The organism is Paraflavitalea speifideaquila (assembly GCF_032395985.1).
Taxonomy (GTDB): domain Bacteria; phylum Bacteroidota; class Bacteroidia; order Chitinophagales; family Chitinophagaceae; genus Paraflavitalea; species Paraflavitalea speifideaquila.
The window spans coordinates 1,177,920-1,195,414 of record NZ_CP135920.1; the positions used below are offsets into that span (position 1 = coordinate 1,177,920).

A 17,495-nucleotide genomic window follows, 5' to 3' on the forward strand; every position below is an offset into this window, starting at 1 on the left:
TCCTCCCCGGAAGATGCGTTGCTGAAACAGGTAGCCGAACAAACCTATGCCTCCCACCCTCAGGCGCACATGCTTAGCGGCCAGGTGCAGGGCAAGTTTCTGGAAATGATCAGCACGCTGTTACAGCCACGGCGTATCCTCGAAATCGGTACATTTACAGGGTATAGCGCCCTCTGTCTTGTTAAAGGTTTGTCAAAAGATGGCCAATTGCATACCATTGAGTTACGAGAGGAAGAGGCTGCCGTTGCCCAGGCAAATTTCGATAGGTCAAATGCCCCTGAAAAGATACTTTTGCACACGGGAAATGCGTTAGAGATCATTCCTACCCTCCAAGAAACCTGGGACCTGGTATTCATTGATGCCGATAAGGTGGGCTATACCGACTATTATGAGCTGGTAATGCCGAGGTTAAGACAAGGTGGAGTTATATTGGCAGATAATGTATTGTTCCATGGACAGGTATTTGACCAGCCCATAACCAGTAAAAACGCAAAAGCCATTCAGGCATTTAATGAACGGGTGCAGCAGGACGAACGTGTAGATAATGTTTTGGTTACCATCCGCGATGGTTTACTGTTGATCCGAAAAAATAAAATCCATGCCATTCAAACGTTTATTGATTGTACTCCCATTATTGGCATCCCTGTGGTTAAAGGCTCAGAAAAGCGATGACATTTATGGGTATATAAATCTCTACAAGGAGCTGGCCATACAGGAAATGGTGCGCACGGGTGTCCCGGCTTCTATTAAACTGGCACAAGGTATTCATGAAACCATGGCGGGTAAATCGGACCTGGTGCTTAAGTCCAACAACCATTTTGGCATCAAATGCAAGAATACCTGGGTGGGCGATAAAGTGTACCATGATGATGACGCCAGGGGTGAATGTTTCCGCAGCTATTCCTCTTCGCAGGACTCCTATATGGATCATTCCAATTTCCTTAAGAATAGTACCAGGTACGCGTTCCTGTTTCAGTTAGATCCCACTGACTATAAAGCCTGGGCCTACGGATTGAAAAAAGCTGGGTATGCTACCAATATCAAATACTCGCAAATCATCATCAAGCTCATAGAGGATTATAACCTGCAGCAATATTCATTGATTGCGCTGGGCAAAATAGCTCCCCAGGAGGAGATACTGGCCGGTAATCCTAAAAGGCCGGTGGAAGGGGAAGGTAGCTTAGCTGCCGGCCCAGCTGTTATCGCTCCATTTGCAGCAGTGGAAGAAGCGGTAAAAGAAACACCTAAGATCACCTGGCCCGAAGGGCAGTTTACCATTAACAATACGAAAGTAATGTATGCCAAAGCGGGCACGGCGCTGCTGGCCGTGGCTCAACAATATGATATTGCTTTAAGGCGCCTGATGGATTTTAATGACCTTCGGCGTGAGGATGTGCTTACCGACGGTCAGCTATTGTTCCTTCAACGTAAAAGGAAAGTGGGCGCCAGTGAAAAACACATCATGCAATCAGGCGAAACCCTGTATGGTATTTGTCAACTGGAAGGAGTTCGATTCGAGTCGCTGTTGGATCACAATCACCTGCAAGAGCAGGATATTCCCGCCGCTGGTGAAGCCTTGTATTTACAGGGCAAAGCTCCTGCCCGGCCCCGGTTGGCCAGTGAGGTGGCCCCACAGGTAGCCCAACTGCAAAATACTCCCCGTACTACTGATATTACTACAGCTGCTTATACCACCCATACGGTACAAACCAAAGAAACACTGTATAGCATAGCCCGGAAATACAATATCACAGTAGAACAACTGAAGGATTGGAATAAAATGGCCGGCTATGAACTGAAGATTGGACAAGAGCTGATCATTTACAAAAACTGATCTATGAGCATTATTCGTGTACATGATAAACAGTTCGAACCGTACCTGACTGCCGATGAAATCAATGCCCGCATTAAAGCGCTGGCAGCGCAACTGGATAAGGATTATGCCGGCAAAAAGCCTTTGTTCATAGCTATACTGAACGGCTCTTTTATATTTGCTGCCGACCTGTTCAAGGAATTGAGCATTGACGCAGAGATCTGTTTTATTAAACTGGCTTCCTACAAAGGCACCAAATCAAGCGGCCAGGTTATTACCGCTATCGGGCTTGATACGGACCTCTTTGGCAGGGAAGTCGTTATTGTAGAGGATATAGTAGATACTGGTAAAACACTCAGTGAATTCCTGCCCCAGCTGCATCATCAGCAGCCCGCCTCCATGAAGATTGTGGCATTATTACACAAACCAGAAGCCACCGTTTTCCCGATCCCTATTGACTATCTTGGATTCTCCATTCCCAATAAGTTTGTGGTGGGATATGGACTGGATTATGATGGATTAGGAAGAAATATCAGGGAAATTTATAAGCTAGTTGAATAGCACATTAGAAAAAGTGGGAAGATAAGGCGTTGAATTTTATAAGATAACCGGGGGCTCATCGTTATTAACAGATGTATGACCCTTGGAATCCAATTCACGATCTCAAAATAACCCCTTGTTGAAAATTGCTGCTGCCATATCCTTATTGTTGATTACCGTGTCACCGGCTTTTGCACAGTATTATTTGCGTGGAGAGGTAAAAGATGAAAAACTGAATGCATTGTCCAACGCTAAAATACTGCTGCATACTACCAGGTATGTATACTATTCAGGCAGCAGTGGCTCTTTTGGTATCTTATCTTCCCAATTAACTGATTCCATCACCGTTTCACTGGAAGGGTATCAACCAGTTTCTGTCAAGCTGGAGGCCGGTAAATTCCAGACCATCGTGCTGAAAATGCTCTATTCTTCGGCCAACTTACAACGGAACAGGCTGGTTTCTTTTACCCGGAATATGCACCCCGAGGACCGCAACTTTCGCCTGCTTACCGGAGAAACCTATAGCTCGTTGGTAGAGAACGATTTTGTATCAGCCAGGAAATTCCCTGAAACGGGTTGCGCTATCCATACTGATAAAGCTTCTTACAGCAATATCCGGCGTTTCCTGGGCATGAATACGCAGGTGCCGCCTGATGCGGTACGGATTGAAGAACTCCTGAACTATTTTAGTTTTGATTATACAGCACCGCCGCCCGACAGCATCTTTGGTTTCAAATCTTATCTCTCCGATTGTCCCTGGAACCCGCATAGCCGGCTTTTATTCCTCCATGCCAGCGCCCGGAAAATTGATCCGGATAAAATACCCCCAGCAACCTGGTATTCCTGGTAGATGTTTCGGGTTCGATGGATATGCCCAACCGCTTGCCACTGTTAAAATCGGCATTCAAATTATTGGTCGATAATCTCAGGGAAAAAGATACTGTTTCAATTATTGTTTATGGCAGTACCGTAGGGGTATGGCTTACGCCTACCTCGGGTATTGAGAAAGACAAGATCCGGCGATCGATTGAGGAATTGTATCCTGGTGGCTCCACGCCGGGCGAATCGGGGATAAGAACAGCTTACCGCCTGGCCAAAAGTCAATATATCTGGGGAGGCAATAACCGGGTTATTCTGGCTACCGATGGTGATTTCAATGTAGGTCAAACCTCGGAGGAGGAACTGGAAAAATGATAACCCAACACCAGCAGTCGGGTATATACCTTACCTGCCTGGGGGTGGGTATGGGAAACTATAAGGATTCAAAACTGGAAATACTGGCCAAAAGGGCAATGGTAATTTTGCCTACCTCGACAATGAAAAAGAGGCCGAGAAAGTATTGGTAAAAGAACTTACACAAACCCTCTATACAGTGGCCGATGATGCCTTTCTCAATGTATGGTTCAATCCGTCGGTAGTAAAAGAATACCGGTTGATCGGTTTCGACAATAAGGTAAATGCATTGGCCGATTCACTAAGTGAAGTAGAAGGAGGGGAAGTTGGATCGGGGCATTCACTGCTGGCTATGTTTGAATTGGTGCCCCTTAGCCAATCATTGGATTGGGGAAATGCCAACGATGGGCTGGCCAGGGTATCGCTGAGTTACAAATTGCCGGGGATTCCATTGGGCGTGTTACCAGCTATACTGCGCCAGTAGCTTATACTGAATTTGCGGAATTGCCCGATTGCTATCGTTTTGCCACTTCTGTTTCTATATTTGCCAGTCTGCTCAAAAACTCACCTTATATGCGCATGGCTACCTGGAATGATGCTGCTATCATAGCCGATGAGTCGCATAACCCACAAGATGCCATTCAAAAGAATTTATCAGTATGATCGCTAAGGCTAAAAAAATATACGGCAATAAGAAAAAGCGGAAGCCGAGAGGTGAATAAGCTTCAACCTTCTGCAAAGCGGAACAAGCTACGAACTGTGTGCTTCGAGCGTTTAGTGACATAGTTGCCTATTGCTCGTAGCTCACAGATCATAGCTCGCAGCTAGTATTTTACGAGAACATTTCCCGTACTTTATCAAAGAAGTTCTTGTCGGATTTATCTGGTTGGGGTTTGAAATTGGGGAGTTGTTCAGCTTTTCCAGCATGGCCCTTTCTTCTGCTGTCATAGTTTGAGGGGTCCATACATTGATGTAAATAAGCTGATCTCCTTTTTCATAGGAATTGACTCCGGGGAAGCCCTTTCCTTTCAGACGGAATATCTTACCACTTTGGGTACCGGCTGGTATCTTGATCTTTGCACGGCCATCAATGGTAGGTACTTCTGCATTGGTACCAAAGGCGGCATCCGGGAAGGATAGATGCAATTCATAGGCTACATTCAGTCCATCACGGTGCAGTTCTTTATGTTGTTCTTCTTCTATTAAGATGATCAGATCGCCGGGAGGTCCGCCACGTTCTCCGGCATTACCCCTGCCACCCACACTTAGCTGCATACCTTCTTGTACGCCAGCCGGGATATCGATGGTCACAGTTTCTTCGCTGTATACTCTTCCTTCACCTTTACAGGCTGTACACTTGGCTGTAACGGTTGTGCCTTCTCCATTACAGGTGGGGCAGGTTGTCACCGTTTGCATTTGCCCCAGGAAGGTATTGGTTACTTTGCGAACCTGGCCATTACCGCCACAGGTGCCACAGGTTTGTACACTGTTCTTATCCTTGGCGCCACTGCCGCTACAGGTAGTACAGGTTACATATTTCTTGACCTTGATCTGCTTGGTAGCGCCGCGGGCAATTTCTTCATAGTTCAACTTGAGCTTGATGCGCAGGTTACTACCCCGCACGCCACGGCTGCGTTGTCCGCCACCGCCTCTTCTACCACCGCCACCAAAGAAGTTTCCGAAAATATCATCACCGAAAATATCTCCAAACTGGCTGAAGATATCATCCATATTCTGACTGCCACCAAATCCACCGCGGCCATTATTGCTCAATCCAGCATGGCCAAAACGGTCATATTGTGCACGTTTATCTGCATCGCTCAGTACCTCATAGGCTTCTGCTGCCTCCTTGAATTTTTCTTCCGCAGCTTTATCGCCCGGATTACGGTCGGGGTGGAATTGCATAGCCACCTTGCGGTAGGCCTTTTGATCTCATCCGGTGAGGAGCCTTTTGATACGCCCAGTACTTCGTAATAATCTCTTTTCGACATTGTGAGTTTTTGAATTAATTACCTACTACTACTTTAGCAAACCGGATGATCTTATCATTCAGGTAATATCCTTTTACCACTTCATCTACTACTTTGCCTTTCAGGGCCTCGGTGGGAGCCGGTATTTCGGTGATCGCCTCTTGGTTGTCAGGATTGAATTCAGTACCAATGGTTTGCATGGGTTTTACGCCCTTGCTCTGCATGGTATTTCTTAGTTTTGTAAATACCAGTTGTACCCCTTCCTTAATAGCGGCGGCATCATTGCTGGTTTGTAACTGCTTTTCGGCACGATCACAATCATCCAGTACATCCAACAGCGATACAATTACATCTTTTCCAGCTGTTTGTATCAATTCCAACCTTTCTTTCGCCGTTCTTTTTCTGAAATTATCAAACTCTGCCACCTGGCGAAGGTACTTTTCCTTCAGTTCCTGTACTTCTGCCTTCAGTTTCTCGATTTCGTCTTCATTGGCTACCGGCTCATTCAAATGGGTAGACCCGCTTACGCTCTCATCGGTGTTGATATCAATGGTTTCGCCATTGTCCTGATTAAAGTTGTCCTTTTCTGTCATAGGTCGTTCTGTATTTTTCGCGTTCATAACTGCAAAATTGACGGCTTTCCCCTTTCCTGGAGAAGTGCCGGGATGCCAAACTGTAAAAATACAAGTTTTGCTTAGCAAAGCCATCTGGCGCAATTATTTTGCCATTCGGGTAATATGGTCAAAAAGGCAGTTAAAAACGAATTCAACTGTCAGAAATCTGAATGCTGGGGAGTCCGAAAGTCAGAAAAGTCCGCAAGTCGGAAAGTTGTAGTAAAAATCGTAACAGCGGGCTTTCCGCCTTCCGGTCTTCTGACTTCCGCCTTCAGTTTTCCGACTTCTGCTTACATTTGCGCCCATGACAAACGTGATTCTCAAAAGAAGATCAGTCCGCGTGTACTCAATGGCCATCCCTGGATATTCGGAAATGAAGTGAATTTGATTGATGGAGATGCAAAGGCTGGCGATGTAGTAGAAGTGCTTACACATGATAAAAATTCATTGGCCAGGGATATTTCAACCCCCAATCTCAAATACCTGTACGGATACTGACCCGCGAAAAGCAGGAGACAGTGAATGAAGCGTTTTTTTACCAGAAACTCAAGCAGGCCTGGGATTACCGCCAACAATTGGGGTATGTGGAAAATTGCCGTTTGATCTTTGGTGAAGCAGATAACCTGCCACAACTGATCATTGATAAATTCAACGATTATTTTGTTATTCAAACCCTGGCACTGGGTATTGATATTTGGAAGCCTGCCATTGTAAAGGCAATTGAAAAGATCTTTCAACCCAAAGGTATTTATGAGCGTAATGATGTGCCAGTGAGAGAGTTAGAAGGGCTAGCCCAGCAGAAAGGGTTTTTATCGGCTCCTTTTGATACGCATATCATAATACAGGAAAATGGCCTGAAATTCTATGTTGACATTGAGAATGGCCAAAAGACAGGTTATTTTTTAGACCAGCAAGACAATCGCCGGGCTATTCAACATATTGTGAAAGGAGCCGATGTATTGGGAGCATTTACCTATACCGGCACTTTTGAGATCCATGCAGCCCATTATGGCGCAAAGTCCGTATTGGGGCTTGATATATCGGCCAATGCCGTTGCACAGGCCAACCGGAATGCCGAACTGAATGGATATGCCAGGAACTGTCGTTTTGAATGCGTCAATGCGTTTGATGTCCTGAAGGTTTGGGCCAAAGAGGGCCGCCAACATGATGTGGTAATGCTTGACCCTCCCTCCTTTACCAAAACCAGGGATAATATACAGAAAGCCATTACCGGTTATAAAGAGATCAACCTCCGTGGTATGAAGCTGATAAAGCCAGGCGGATTTTTGGTTACTTCCAGTTGTACCAACTTGGTGCCTCCTGCTATGTTCCTGAAATCATACAAATGGCAGCCAAAGATGCCCGCCGCAAACTAAGACAGGTTGTTTTTCAAACACAGTCTGCCGATCACCCGATCGTATGGGGTTGGGAGAATACCAATTACCTGAAGTTCCTGATTGTGCAGGTGTTGTAAGATGTGAGAGGTGAAACGCGAAATGTGAGATTTGTAGCTGTTTTCTCGTTGCCTCAATGCCTTGCTGCCTCGTTGCCTTATTTAGAAACCTGAAACTTACCGGCTTCTATTAGCCTGCCTGCTTTGTCGCGTAATTGAAAGACATAGATACCCCGGAAGAAATCGGTGAGATTGACTACGGTCTTGGGTGTAATATCGCTGACCTCATGTACTTTTTGCCAGGCAAATTGAATATCTGCAGGGTGTAAGATTTATCGTAACCACGTTGGAAATCAAAGGTGATGAAGGAAGTGGCAGGGTTAGGATAGAAACGGATGATCTTGGTAATAGGATCCCCGGCCGGGTTGGGCGTAGTACGCTCCTGGCTTTTTACTTCGTTTGTCAATAAAAGGATGATGGATAGTGTGTAAATAATCCTCATGCAGGATAATATTTTACGGTTTAAATCCAAGATATTTCCTTTTAACTAAAGTTACAACTCATTTGCCGAAAACTTCCGGGGAATAGTGGATTCTCCCAATCCCCGGAAGTTTTAAAATTATGTTAACAGCGGACCTTTTGATATTTATCAATTGGTGACGGCCAGGGCCGCTTCAATTGCTTCAAAATTGGGCAAATCGCCAGCATTTTCCAATACTTCGGCATATTGCACTACTCCTGCTTCATCAATTACAAAAGCCGACCGTTTAGAAACGCCTTTCATGTCAAATATCCAGCCTTCATATAAAGCGCCATAGGCCGTAGATATTTCCTTATTGAAATCGCTCAACAGCGGGAAGTTCAGTTTTTGTTCTTCCTTGAATTTGGCCAGGGTAAAAATGGAATCCACACTGATCCCAAATACCTGGGCATTGACCTTGTTGTATTGGGCAATATTATCCCGGATGCTACACAGTTCCTTGGTACATACACCTGTGAAAGACTGTGGGAAAAACAGGAGCAGTACCTGCTTTCCTTTATAATCAGCCAGTGTTACTTTATTCTTTTCAGAATCATACAGTGTAAAATCAGGGGCTTTTTGTCCAACTTCAATTTTCATGTTATGGCTTTTTGAGTAAAGCAAAAATAACATGCCAGCCTGGTATTTGCTATACCCAATCGATGAAAGTGTATATTAAATAAATAAAGTGGGAGAAATACAAGTCTGGCAGACCGAAAGTCCAAGAGATTGTGAAATCCTGCCAGTCACTTTCGGACTTTACTGACTTTTCCGACTTCCGGACTTTCTTAAAACCTTGGGCACAGTACTTTGTTCTGGCTGCTATTGTCCCTGTCCAGGAAACTGATCCAGGATAGGGATAGCTCAACACCACCCCGTCCCTGACTGGCTGTTTTTAATTGCGATACGTTTACATCATAACTAAGGGCTACAGAAAGGGGGTACCGGTCGAGCTTGATAACGGGTATGAGGGCATCTTTCCAGCGAAGGAATGCCCCTGCATGGATAGTATAGAGCGCATTTTCAGGATCATCGCCCAACTTATAAGAATAAAGCGCTCCCCCAATGGTTTCGGTAAAGGAGCCTTGTGTGGTATGATCGGCCTGGATGATAAAATAGGAATATTCATCAACGCCGAAGGTGATACCGGCCGAAAAACGTATTTGGGTTTTAGCTCAATGCTGGCTTTCCGGTAAAAGAGTTCTTGGGCCTGTTGAGGTGGTGGTAGGCTGCTCCTACAAACAGGCTATTGGCTTGTTCTTGTCCAAAGGTGGTATTGAAACTCATGCCCACACTGGCATCCCAGGTATTGAAATTGGGAGCCGTAAAATTTTCACCCGTAGGCGCCGTGGGGTCAAACCCGCCCGGCCGCCATTGATTATCGGTGGTCATTTTAGAAACATCTATGCTTTTACGTACCATACCACCCATGAAGCCCAGACTTAGGTACATGGTTTTTTCATTACTCAAAGATTTATGGTAGTTTATTGCCGGTAAAATATAGGTGGTGGTTAAACCTACTGTGCCAGCTTTGTCAAAAGCACCTGTCCGCCAAGGGTCAGGAAATCATCGCCTCTGCCTGCCGGCATTTTATATTCGGCATTGAGTGAGCCGGTACGATAGGCGTTGGTAAAACTGTTCCACTGATCCCGGTATACCCCCTGTATCCTGATGTCACCAGAATATATACCTGCCAGTGAGGGATTTCGCAAAAGGGGCGTTTCAAAAAAATTGAGAGAAGTGAATGTCCTGGGCATAGGATAAGGTAAAAGCACACACCAATATTCCTGCCAGGGAATATCGTTTCCAGTTCCATAGCTTTTTCATAATACCCGGTTTAATATGGTATAATATCGGATTCATGCGGTTAACGCAGTAAGGTCACATTGCCCCGGTAGGGAACAACAGACGCATTTTCACAAACAAATTCAATGATATAAACATACACATCGGCGCTTGCTGGTTTTCCCTTGTAGGTACCATTCCAGCCTGCCGATGCATCATTGGCCATAAAATTCCTTTTTCATATACCAGCTCTCCCAACGATTAAAGATCTGCATGCGGGTTATCCGGTCAATACTCCTGCCACGTGGCATGAATACATCATTTTGTCCATCACCATTGGGCGTAAAAGTATTGGGCACAAAGTAATTCTCACTATTGCAAATAACCGTTACGGTAATACCCTGCGTAGCCGAACAGCCATAAATATCCTCGGCCCGCACATTGTATAGGGTCGTGAACTTCGGATTGGCGAAGGGGGTGGGGCAATCGGTACAACTCAATCCGGTGGGAGGTGACCAAGTATAGGAAACTACATTGGGACTATAAGTTACCGGTATAGTAATACCGGTACCTACCGGAATAGTAGCATTGCCATTTAGGGATACTGCAGGGGTGGGAGGTACATAAATATTCTTGGTGGTCTTATCCTTGCACCCCAGCTTGTTGGTTGCTTCAAGCGAAACAGTATAAGTACCCGTTTGCGGATATTTTACCGAAGCATTTTGAGTGGTTGACTGGCCATTGCTGCCGAGGTCCCATTTCCAGGTGATGGCTGTATCGGGTACAGTAAGTGAACCCTGCAGCTGCAATACAGCATTGATACAAACAGCCGTATCACTTACGATCACAGGATGCGGCGTACCATATACCCGGATGGTATCGGTAACTGTATTGTCGCATCCGGATTGAGTGGTAACTATATGTTTTACTACAAAGGTGCCCGGCTGGGTAAACTGGTGAATAGGATCTGTATCCGTACTGGTAGTGCCATCACCAAAATCCCAGGTACGGGTCACTACCGGATCATTGCCTACCGTATAGTTGGTAAAGTTAACCGTGCCCTGATCGCAGAAGATCTTTTGTCTACGCCAAATAAAGGCAAGGCGCCAATTACCCGGATGGTATTGGGGCCTCCTACTGAAACCTGGCAGCCAACGCTGTCCTGTAGTAGGATGGAGGGGCATAAAACCCGGGTGATTTATAAAAATGCTGGAATACTTTACTCTGCGAATTGTCCTGGCCGCCATCACCATAATTGAAGGTGAATTTTGTGGAAGGGGAGTAACCAATGAAAAATCTACTAACAACGAATTGCAATTGGTGAGTGGACTATAAGTGAGTGAACTGGCTGTATAAGGATTGTGCACATTAACCGTATCACTTGTTGAATCAATGCACCCGCCAAATCCAATTACATATAATTTAGCCTCATAAGTACCATAGGCATTATAAAAGTGATTGGGTTTGGGCAAGGTAGAGGTGCTTCCATCACCAAAATCCCAATAGAACGATTCATAGTCTGATCCCTGGAAAGTGAATTTAGTTTCCAGCAAGGGACAAATAGAACTGGTATCCTGGATCGTAAAAGCAGGGCGGGGCTTTTTGATGGTAATAAGATTGGCCTTTGTTACAGAGTCTTTACACCCCATCGCATCGGTAATAACCAACTTGACGGAATAAGTACCACTGGTAGCAGTATACCGGTGTATGGGCGATTGTACATTGGAACCGTTCCCGTCTCCAAAATCCCATTGCCAGGACAGGCCCTTGCCCGAAGAAGTATCTCTAAAAGGAAGGTCTGTATTGGGGCAAATGGTATTAAAATCATTCTTGAAACCGGCAACCGGCTTCGTAATAAAAACGGTGTCAGTAGAAGTATAGGTATTCGTACAATCTAAATTATCCGTTACGGTAAGTTTAGGCACAAAGCGCCCCGTATCAGTATACGTATGGGTAAATGGCCCAGCTGTATAGGTTTGTGTGTGACCATCGCCAAAATCAAAAGTCCAGCTCTTAATGCCTACAGTAGAGGTCGACAGGTCATTAAAGTTAACTGTTGTATTGGTACAACCGCCTTGTTGCACCGGCCTGAAATTAGCCGTAGGACCTGTAACAGTAATAGCGCCTGTTACTGTTTTTGCATCCGTACAACCATTAATATCTGTGATGCGCAAGGTAATGGAATGCGTGCCGGTAGTGGGAAATTTAAGATAAATAGTAGCCAGGCCCAAGCTCACCGGAACACCATCCAGCAGCCATTCATACTGTTGGATATTGGCAGGGGTATTGTTGATGGCGGCAAGGGTAACATAGGCATCTGTACATACAGTAGGGGTGCTGATACTGAAGTCGGCTTTTTCTCCCACCAGGCGGATAGCCTGGGCAAAGGTATTACTACAGCCACCAGGATTGGGGGAAGCCACGGTAAGGGTGACAGTGTAGGCACCTATTCCCGGATAGGTGTGCGGAGGCGGCGTGACGGCATTGGATACCGGACTGCCATCGCCAAAATCCCAGGTATAGGTAACAGGGCCATAAACAGCCGTGTTAACCTTCGACCTGTCAGTAAAGTTTACCTGGAGGCCATTGGGACAAGCCACCTGATAATCAAAGCTGGCAATGGGCGGTTTGATATGTATTTGTTGAACGGCCGAAGTTGCCGGGCATTTATTGTTATAAGCAGTTAGGGTAACGTTATAAAATCCGCTGTCTGCATAAATGTGCGTAGGGTGTCGCTGATTGGAAGTGCTGCCGTCACCAAAGTTCCATAACCATTCATCTACTGCGCCGGGAGGCGTGGTAGGCGTAGACAGGTCAGTAAAGTTAATAGCATCCGATGCGCAGGCATCAGTGGGGGCCACTGAAAAGTTGGCCACTGGTAAAGTACCCACCTTTATACCATCAATAAGTTGTACCGACTCTGTACAACCGCCCCGGGTGGTGATGGTTAATTTGATGGTGTAATTGCCTGGTGTTGGATAGGCATGCGTTGGCCCGGTGGGTGTGGTAGTGGTAGCGATAAACCCATCTCCATATTCCCAGAAATAAGTCAATACGCCATCAATAGCATTGACATTGGCTGTTGGTGTAAACGTAAAAGTAGCAGCACAACCGCCGGTGGGTGCATTCCCAAAAGCTACCGTTGGTTTAATAATACGTACAAAAGCCGGTTGGGTAAGAGAATTGGTACAGCCCTGCCGGGAGGTGATGGTAAGCGTAACATCATAGGAGCCTTCTGCATTATATTGGTGCGATGGGTTTTGTAGGGTGGATGTATTACCATCGCCAAAATTCCATTGCCAACTGGTTGCATCCGGTGAGGCGTCCTGCAAGTTAACCGTCAGGGGCGCTTTACAGGCCGTGGTAGCAAGCGATGTGAAATTGACCACCGGCTTATCTACTACTACCAGTCTTCTTGAAAATGAATCCAGGCATTGATCATATACATTGGTAAGCTTAATGGTGTAGTTGCCAGCCAGGTCATAAGTACTGCTGCCATTCAGCGTGGTGGATTGCAAACCATTTCCAAAATCCCAGGTGGTACTTACCGGGGTAGTGGTGGAAACATTTTGAAAACTTACCGTGTTATGCACACAAACTGTATCTGGGCTGGTGAAGGAAGTGCCGGTGCCATTTACAGGCACAGTTTTTTGAATATTACCGGTACAACCATATTCACTGGTTACATTGAGGGTAACTGTATAAGTGCCGGTGGTGCCATAAGTGGCGGTAGGGCTTTGCAGTGTCGAGCCAGTACTATTACCAAAGTTCCATTGATAAGTTAGCGTACCCGGACCACTGGTAAGATCGGTAAAATTAACTGCAAAGGGAGCACGACAGGTGGAAGGGGGTAAATTCAAAATCAGGGATTACCCCTGCAACAATACGGATATACCGGCCAAAGGAGTAAACTGCCTCACAACCTGTATTGCTGGTTACCCTCAGGGTAACCGTATAATAACCCGTGGTAGTATATTGATGAGAAGGATTTTGTAGGGTAGAAGTGCCGCCATCGCCAAAGTCCCAGGCCCATGACCTGATACCGACACCGGCAGGATTACTCTGGTCGGTGAACTGAATAGTAGAAGGAGCGCAACCAATTGTTTGGTTGGCGGTAAACCCTGCAACCGGGGCCGGATTAACAACGATATAATTTGTTTTGGTGATGCCATTGGTGCCATCCGCATTGCGTACCACCAGGGTCACCGTATACACGCCGGGATTGGTAAAATAAATAATGGGGTTTTGCAGGTTGGACAACTCGCCATTGCCAAAATCCCAGTTCCAGAAGGCAGGACTGCCGGTTGATTGATCACGGAATGCGACCCTAAGTGGCGAACAGCCCGATTGGTTATCTACCGTGAATGCAGCAACAGGCACTTCTGCCTGCGCATTTTGAAAGAGGATATGCAGTAATAGTATTAAAAGCAGTTTTCTTGCCAAGGTGCAATGTTTGGGTGGTTTACAGAGACTGGTTTTCAAAAAGGGTACGTCTTGCAAACAATAATAATACCATCTTAACGGATTAACGCCACATTGCCTTTATAATTCAAAACAACATTGTTCTCACACACAATATCGATCAGGTACACATATACATCCTGGGGGCCGGCTGTCCTTTGTGCTGTCCATTCCATCCCCTCGACACATCATTCGGCTGCATATTCATCTGATTATAGACCAGGTCGCCCCAGCGATTGAATATTTTGAATGACTGGATGCTGTATACTCCTTTCCCTCTTGGATAAAATACGTCATTATTGCCGTCTCCGTTGGGCGAAAAAGTATTCGGTACAAATACATTGGCATTGTTGCAAAAACAAACACCGTTACCTTATCCCGGCTGATACAACCTCCTGCATTCACTGTTTCCAGGGTATAAGTAGTGGTTTGTTTGGGGCCGCCACCGGCGTTGCGCAGGTTGCACAGTTCAATCCTGCCGAAGGATACCATTTCAATGTTGTTACATCCTTTGATACTACAGGGCTTAAAGTCACCGAATTACCTACCGGAATCGTTTTATCCTGTCCAGCATCGATCACCGGATAAGGATATACCACCAGCTTTACATAACCTGTATCGGCAAAACAATGCAGGTCATCCCTTCCTATTACCCGGTAAGTGATCGACGTATCGGGTTTTACTTCCGGATTACTCCTGGTGTTGTTGTCCATCCATTGAGAGGGGCTCCAGACGTATTCTTCTGCACCGGAAGCTATCAGCCGGAAAGATTCGCCCTTACACAAGGTATCGCCCTTGCCTACTGCTATAGTAAACGGTTGTTTTACCCTTATCTGTATAGAATCGGTGGCTGTACAGCCAAAATTATTCTTCCCCGTTACCATATACGTAATATCTCCCAAAGGTGATGCCAGGGGCTGGGCAATTGGTGCAGGATAAGGCTGTGGCAGGTGACCAGTTGTATTGAACTGCTCCACTGCCCCTCAAAGTAACGGTATTATTGCGGCAAATTGACTGATCGGGGCCGGCATTTATGGAATGTAAGGGCCAGGCATTCACAGTTTTAAGTACCGTATCGGCACAGCCTGCCGTATTGGTAACGATCAGTTGGGTATTGAAAGAACCGGCTGTTGCATAAGTAATAGCTGGTGGATTTTGTTCCTGCGCGGTACTGCCATTGCCAAAATCCCATCGCCATTGCATTCCTGTCGTATCTGGCCGCAACAAACTGCCCCTGAATTGGAGGGAAGCCGGAATACAGGCCCCGAATCCCCTGAATGGCTGCCAGCGGGCTTGATACAATTTTCAATGGCAGGGGCAGCCGGGCTGAATCCTGACAACCAGCCTGGGTGGTTACTGTCAGCCGCACCGTATACTGCCCGGATTGCCGGTAGAAATGCGAAGGGTTTCTTTCTCCCGAAGTCTGCCCATCACCAAATAACCAGTTATACCGGGTGATCAGGTCATTGGACACCGTGGTATTCGTAAACCGCACCAGGCCCGAATCACACAACAATTCCTCACTACTGGTAAAGGACGTAATAACGCCATAAATGCGGATGGTATCTTTTCCTTGTATGGGTACCCGGCAACCCTGGGCATCCTCCAATATAAGTTTGGGGAGATATTCTCCCATAGTTGTATAAGTATGTGCAATGGAACTATGGTTGCCTTCATCTACAGTACCGTCATTATAGTCCCAAACAAAACGAACACTTTGATTGGTCTGTGCCGTAAAGCGTACCGTAGTGGGAATACATCCTTTGAGTTTGTCATACGTGAAATTACCTTGCGGGCCTTTTACAGTAATGGTCTTGATCATACTGTCCTGACAACCTCCGGGACTGGTAATAATGAGCTTGGCCCGGTATACCCCCGAATAAGTATAAAAATGCGAAGGGTTGGGCAGCGCCGATTTATTACCATCTCCAAAATCCCATAGCAATTGGTTGAAATGCAGTGACTGGTTGGTGAAGTTGACCACCAGTGGCGGACAACTGGCAACAGAATCACTCATCTTGAAACTGGCCCGGGGTTCCTGATGCGGATGTATAATGGTTTGGTGATCGAATCGGAACAACCAAACCGGTCATTGGCTACCAACTTTACCGTATAATCTCCTTCCTGTTGATAAATATGGGCTGGTTGTACGGCTGCCGTGGTTTGCCCATCTCCAAAATACCAGGTATATACCGGGTCATTGCCGGTTGTTTGGTTAATGAAGCGTACAGGTTTGCCCGTGCAGGATAGGCTGTCGGGCGATTCAAAACGCGCTGCTGGCCTGGATATCGTTACCGCGTGTTGCCGGGTACGTGTGTCCGAACAACCCAGGTTATCTACCACCGTCAATTGTACCGGATAAATGCCGCTTTTGCTATAGGTATGCTGAAAGGGGCCACCCGTTAATGTTTCCGTTGCGCCATCACCATAATTCCAGGTCCATCGTTGTATGGGATGCACACCATCCGATTGAGATGAATCGGCAAATACAATCGTAGTATTGGTACAAACTTCCGGATTGATCACACTGAAGTCGGCCGAAGGTCCATTTACCTTTATATACAGTGGCCTGGTAAGCGTATCTGTACAACCCAAAATGTCGGTAATTACCAGCCGTATATTGTACTGACCGGCTGCCGGAAAAGCAAACTGTACAGAACGTCCGGCAGGTGTGCCATAGGTAGTATTGCCCTTGGTAATGGTCCAGGCATAGGCCGCAATATGTTGCGTATTGTTGTTGGAAGCCGTCAGCGTGATAGGTACATTTTTACAAACTTCTGTTTCGCTGGCCGTGAAATCGGCCTTTTCCGAGATCACCAGCACCTGTTGCACCATTTGATGTTCGCAGGTATCATTTTTTACCGTGAGGCTTACAAAATAACTGCCTGGGTTGGTAAAAACATGCAAGGGGTTTCGCTCGGTTGATGTTTTACCATCTCCAAAATCCCAATACCAGGCAGTAGCGCCAATTGACTTATCATTGAACTGCCGGGCAAACCTGGATCTACAGTTAACAGGACTGATATTGAATCGGGCTACCGGCGGTTTAATATCAACGTACCTGGGAATGGTGAGTGAATCCTTACAACCATTACTCCATACAGTAAGTTTAATATTGAAATAACCGGTATCGAGATAGGAGTGACCAGGGTTTTGTTCGTTGGATGTGCTGCCATCACCAAACACCCATAACCACCGGTCGGCTTTGCCGCCTTTACTTTCATCC

At 46.1% G+C, this 17,495-nt stretch carries 22 protein-coding genes and 3 pseudogenes; 10 read left to right on the plus strand and 15 right to left on the minus strand.

The genetic code is table 11. From position 1 onward, the window contains the following. Positions 1-18 precede the first annotated feature (18 nt). The 7 genes from RS881_RS08295 (at position 19) to RS881_RS08325 (ending at position 4,189) form a co-directional block, all read left to right on the plus strand. The gene (locus tag RS881_RS08295; RefSeq protein WP_315820646.1) at positions 19-672 is read left to right on the plus strand and encodes an O-methyltransferase; all 654 of its coding nucleotides are present in this window, start codon (positions 19-21) and stop codon (positions 670-672) included. After that, positions 599-1,834, plus strand: a complete 1,236-nt coding sequence (locus RS881_RS08300; RefSeq protein ID WP_315820647.1) for a glucosaminidase domain-containing protein — start codon at positions 599-601, stop codon at positions 1,832-1,834. The genes RS881_RS08295 and RS881_RS08300 overlap by 74 nt, the downstream gene beginning before the upstream one ends. A gap of 3 nt (positions 1,835-1,837) precedes the next feature. Then, positions 1,838-2,374 carry a hypoxanthine phosphoribosyltransferase gene (gene hpt / locus RS881_RS08305; protein ID WP_315820648.1) on the plus strand — a complete coding sequence of 179 codons (537 nt, stop codon included), beginning with the start codon at positions 1,838-1,840 and terminating at the stop codon, positions 2,372-2,374. Between the two features lie 115 nt (positions 2,375-2,489). Further along, entirely contained in the window at positions 2,490-3,203 is a 714-nt protein-coding gene (locus RS881_RS08310) for a VWA domain-containing protein (RefSeq protein ID WP_315820649.1), read from the plus strand. A 20-nt stretch (positions 3,204-3,223) separates the two neighbouring features. Next, positions 3,224-3,547, plus strand: a complete 324-nt coding sequence (locus tag RS881_RS08315; protein WP_315824398.1) for a vWA domain-containing protein — start codon at positions 3,224-3,226, stop codon at positions 3,545-3,547. A 145-nt stretch (positions 3,548-3,692) separates the two neighbouring features. Beyond that, positions 3,693-4,010 carry a YfbK domain-containing protein gene (locus RS881_RS08320; RefSeq protein ID WP_315820650.1) on the plus strand — a complete coding sequence of 106 codons (318 nt, stop codon included), beginning with the start codon at positions 3,693-3,695 and terminating at the stop codon, positions 4,008-4,010. Positions 4,011-4,030: 20 nt separating this feature from the next. Further along, positions 4,031-4,189, plus strand: a complete 159-nt coding sequence (locus tag RS881_RS08325; RefSeq protein ID WP_315820651.1) for a hypothetical protein — start codon at positions 4,031-4,033, stop codon at positions 4,187-4,189. A 141-nt stretch (positions 4,190-4,330) separates the two neighbouring features. Here RS881_RS08325 and dnaJ read toward each other — a convergent pair whose 3' ends face one another. Next, the gene (gene dnaJ / locus RS881_RS08330) at positions 4,331-5,431 is read right to left on the minus strand and encodes a molecular chaperone DnaJ (protein ID WP_315824399.1); all 1,101 of its coding nucleotides are present in this window, start codon (positions 5,429-5,431) and stop codon (positions 4,331-4,333) included. Positions 5,432-5,531: 100 nt separating this feature from the next. Continuing rightward, positions 5,532-6,116 (minus strand): nucleotide exchange factor GrpE, encoded by a 585-nt coding sequence (locus tag RS881_RS08335; RefSeq protein ID WP_315820652.1) that lies wholly within the window; start codon positions 6,114-6,116, stop codon positions 5,532-5,534. A 117-nt stretch (positions 6,117-6,233) separates the two neighbouring features. Here RS881_RS08335 and RS881_RS08340 point away from each other — a divergent pair. From RS881_RS08340 to RS881_RS08350, 3 genes and pseudogenes are all read left to right on the plus strand, one after another. Beyond that, positions 6,234-6,553: pseudogene (locus tag RS881_RS08340) on the plus strand (hypothetical protein); the annotation flags it as partial. A 75-nt stretch (positions 6,554-6,628) separates the two neighbouring features. After that, positions 6,629-7,486 carry a class I SAM-dependent rRNA methyltransferase gene (locus RS881_RS08345; RefSeq protein ID WP_315824400.1) on the plus strand — a complete coding sequence of 286 codons (858 nt, stop codon included), beginning with the start codon at positions 6,629-6,631 and terminating at the stop codon, positions 7,484-7,486. Beyond that, complete coding sequence (locus RS881_RS08350) at positions 7,456-7,584, plus strand: hypothetical protein (RefSeq protein ID WP_315820653.1); 129 nt, start codon at positions 7,456-7,458, stop codon at positions 7,582-7,584. Before RS881_RS08345 ends, RS881_RS08350 begins: the two co-directional genes overlap by 31 nt. Before the next feature lie 175 nt (positions 7,585-7,759). Here RS881_RS08350 and RS881_RS08355 read toward each other — a convergent pair whose 3' ends face one another. The 13 genes and pseudogenes from RS881_RS08355 to RS881_RS08405 form a co-directional block, all read right to left on the minus strand. After that, the gene (locus RS881_RS08355) at positions 7,760-8,005 is read right to left on the minus strand and encodes a T9SS type A sorting domain-containing protein (protein WP_315820654.1); all 246 of its coding nucleotides are present in this window, start codon (positions 8,003-8,005) and stop codon (positions 7,760-7,762) included. A 147-nt stretch (positions 8,006-8,152) separates the two neighbouring features. After that, complete coding sequence (locus RS881_RS08360; protein ID WP_315820655.1) at positions 8,153-8,623, minus strand: redoxin domain-containing protein; 471 nt, start codon at positions 8,621-8,623, stop codon at positions 8,153-8,155. Positions 8,624-8,811: 188 nt separating this feature from the next. After that, positions 8,812-9,063 (minus strand): hypothetical protein, encoded by a 252-nt coding sequence (locus RS881_RS08365; protein WP_315820656.1) that lies wholly within the window; start codon positions 9,061-9,063, stop codon positions 8,812-8,814. Between the two features lie 130 nt (positions 9,064-9,193). After that, positions 9,194-9,523 (minus strand): type IX secretion system membrane protein PorP/SprF, encoded by a 330-nt coding sequence (locus RS881_RS08370; RefSeq protein ID WP_315824401.1) that lies wholly within the window; start codon positions 9,521-9,523, stop codon positions 9,194-9,196. A 17-nt stretch (positions 9,524-9,540) separates the two neighbouring features. After that, on the minus strand, positions 9,541-9,735 hold the full coding sequence (locus RS881_RS08375) for a type IX secretion system membrane protein PorP/SprF (protein ID WP_315820657.1): 195 nt from the start codon (positions 9,733-9,735) through the stop codon (positions 9,541-9,543). Between the two features lie 155 nt (positions 9,736-9,890). Continuing rightward, positions 9,891-10,034 (minus strand): T9SS type B sorting domain-containing protein, encoded by a 144-nt coding sequence (locus RS881_RS08380; RefSeq protein WP_315820658.1) that lies wholly within the window; start codon positions 10,032-10,034, stop codon positions 9,891-9,893. After that, the gene (locus RS881_RS08385) at positions 10,024-13,668 is read right to left on the minus strand and encodes a PKD domain-containing protein (protein ID WP_315820659.1); all 3,645 of its coding nucleotides are present in this window, start codon (positions 13,666-13,668) and stop codon (positions 10,024-10,026) included. Before RS881_RS08385 ends, RS881_RS08380 begins: the two co-directional genes overlap by 11 nt. Beyond that, complete coding sequence (locus RS881_RS08390) at positions 13,625-14,251, minus strand: PKD domain-containing protein (protein ID WP_315820660.1); 627 nt, start codon at positions 14,249-14,251, stop codon at positions 13,625-13,627. Before RS881_RS08390 ends, RS881_RS08385 begins: the two co-directional genes overlap by 44 nt. Before the next feature lie 139 nt (positions 14,252-14,390). Continuing rightward, positions 14,391-14,546: pseudogene (locus RS881_RS59155) on the minus strand (T9SS type B sorting domain-containing protein); the annotation flags it as partial. 124 nt (positions 14,547-14,670) lie between these two features. Beyond that, a complete protein-coding gene (locus tag RS881_RS08395) occupies positions 14,671-15,246 on the minus strand; it encodes a hypothetical protein (protein WP_315820661.1) in 576 nt (191 codons plus the stop codon). Beyond that, entirely contained in the window at positions 15,134-15,472 is a 339-nt protein-coding gene (locus RS881_RS59160) for a PKD domain-containing protein (protein ID WP_350340100.1), read from the minus strand. Before RS881_RS59160 ends, RS881_RS08395 begins: the two co-directional genes overlap by 113 nt. Positions 15,473-15,656: 184 nt before the next feature. Further along, positions 15,657-16,286, minus strand: a pseudogene (locus RS881_RS08400) (PKD domain-containing protein); the annotation flags it as partial. After that, complete coding sequence (locus RS881_RS08405; RefSeq protein ID WP_315820663.1) at positions 16,283-17,455, minus strand: PKD domain-containing protein; 1,173 nt, start codon at positions 17,453-17,455, stop codon at positions 16,283-16,285. The gene RS881_RS08405 and the pseudogene RS881_RS08400, both read right to left, overlap by 4 nt. Positions 17,456-17,495 lie beyond the last annotated feature (40 nt).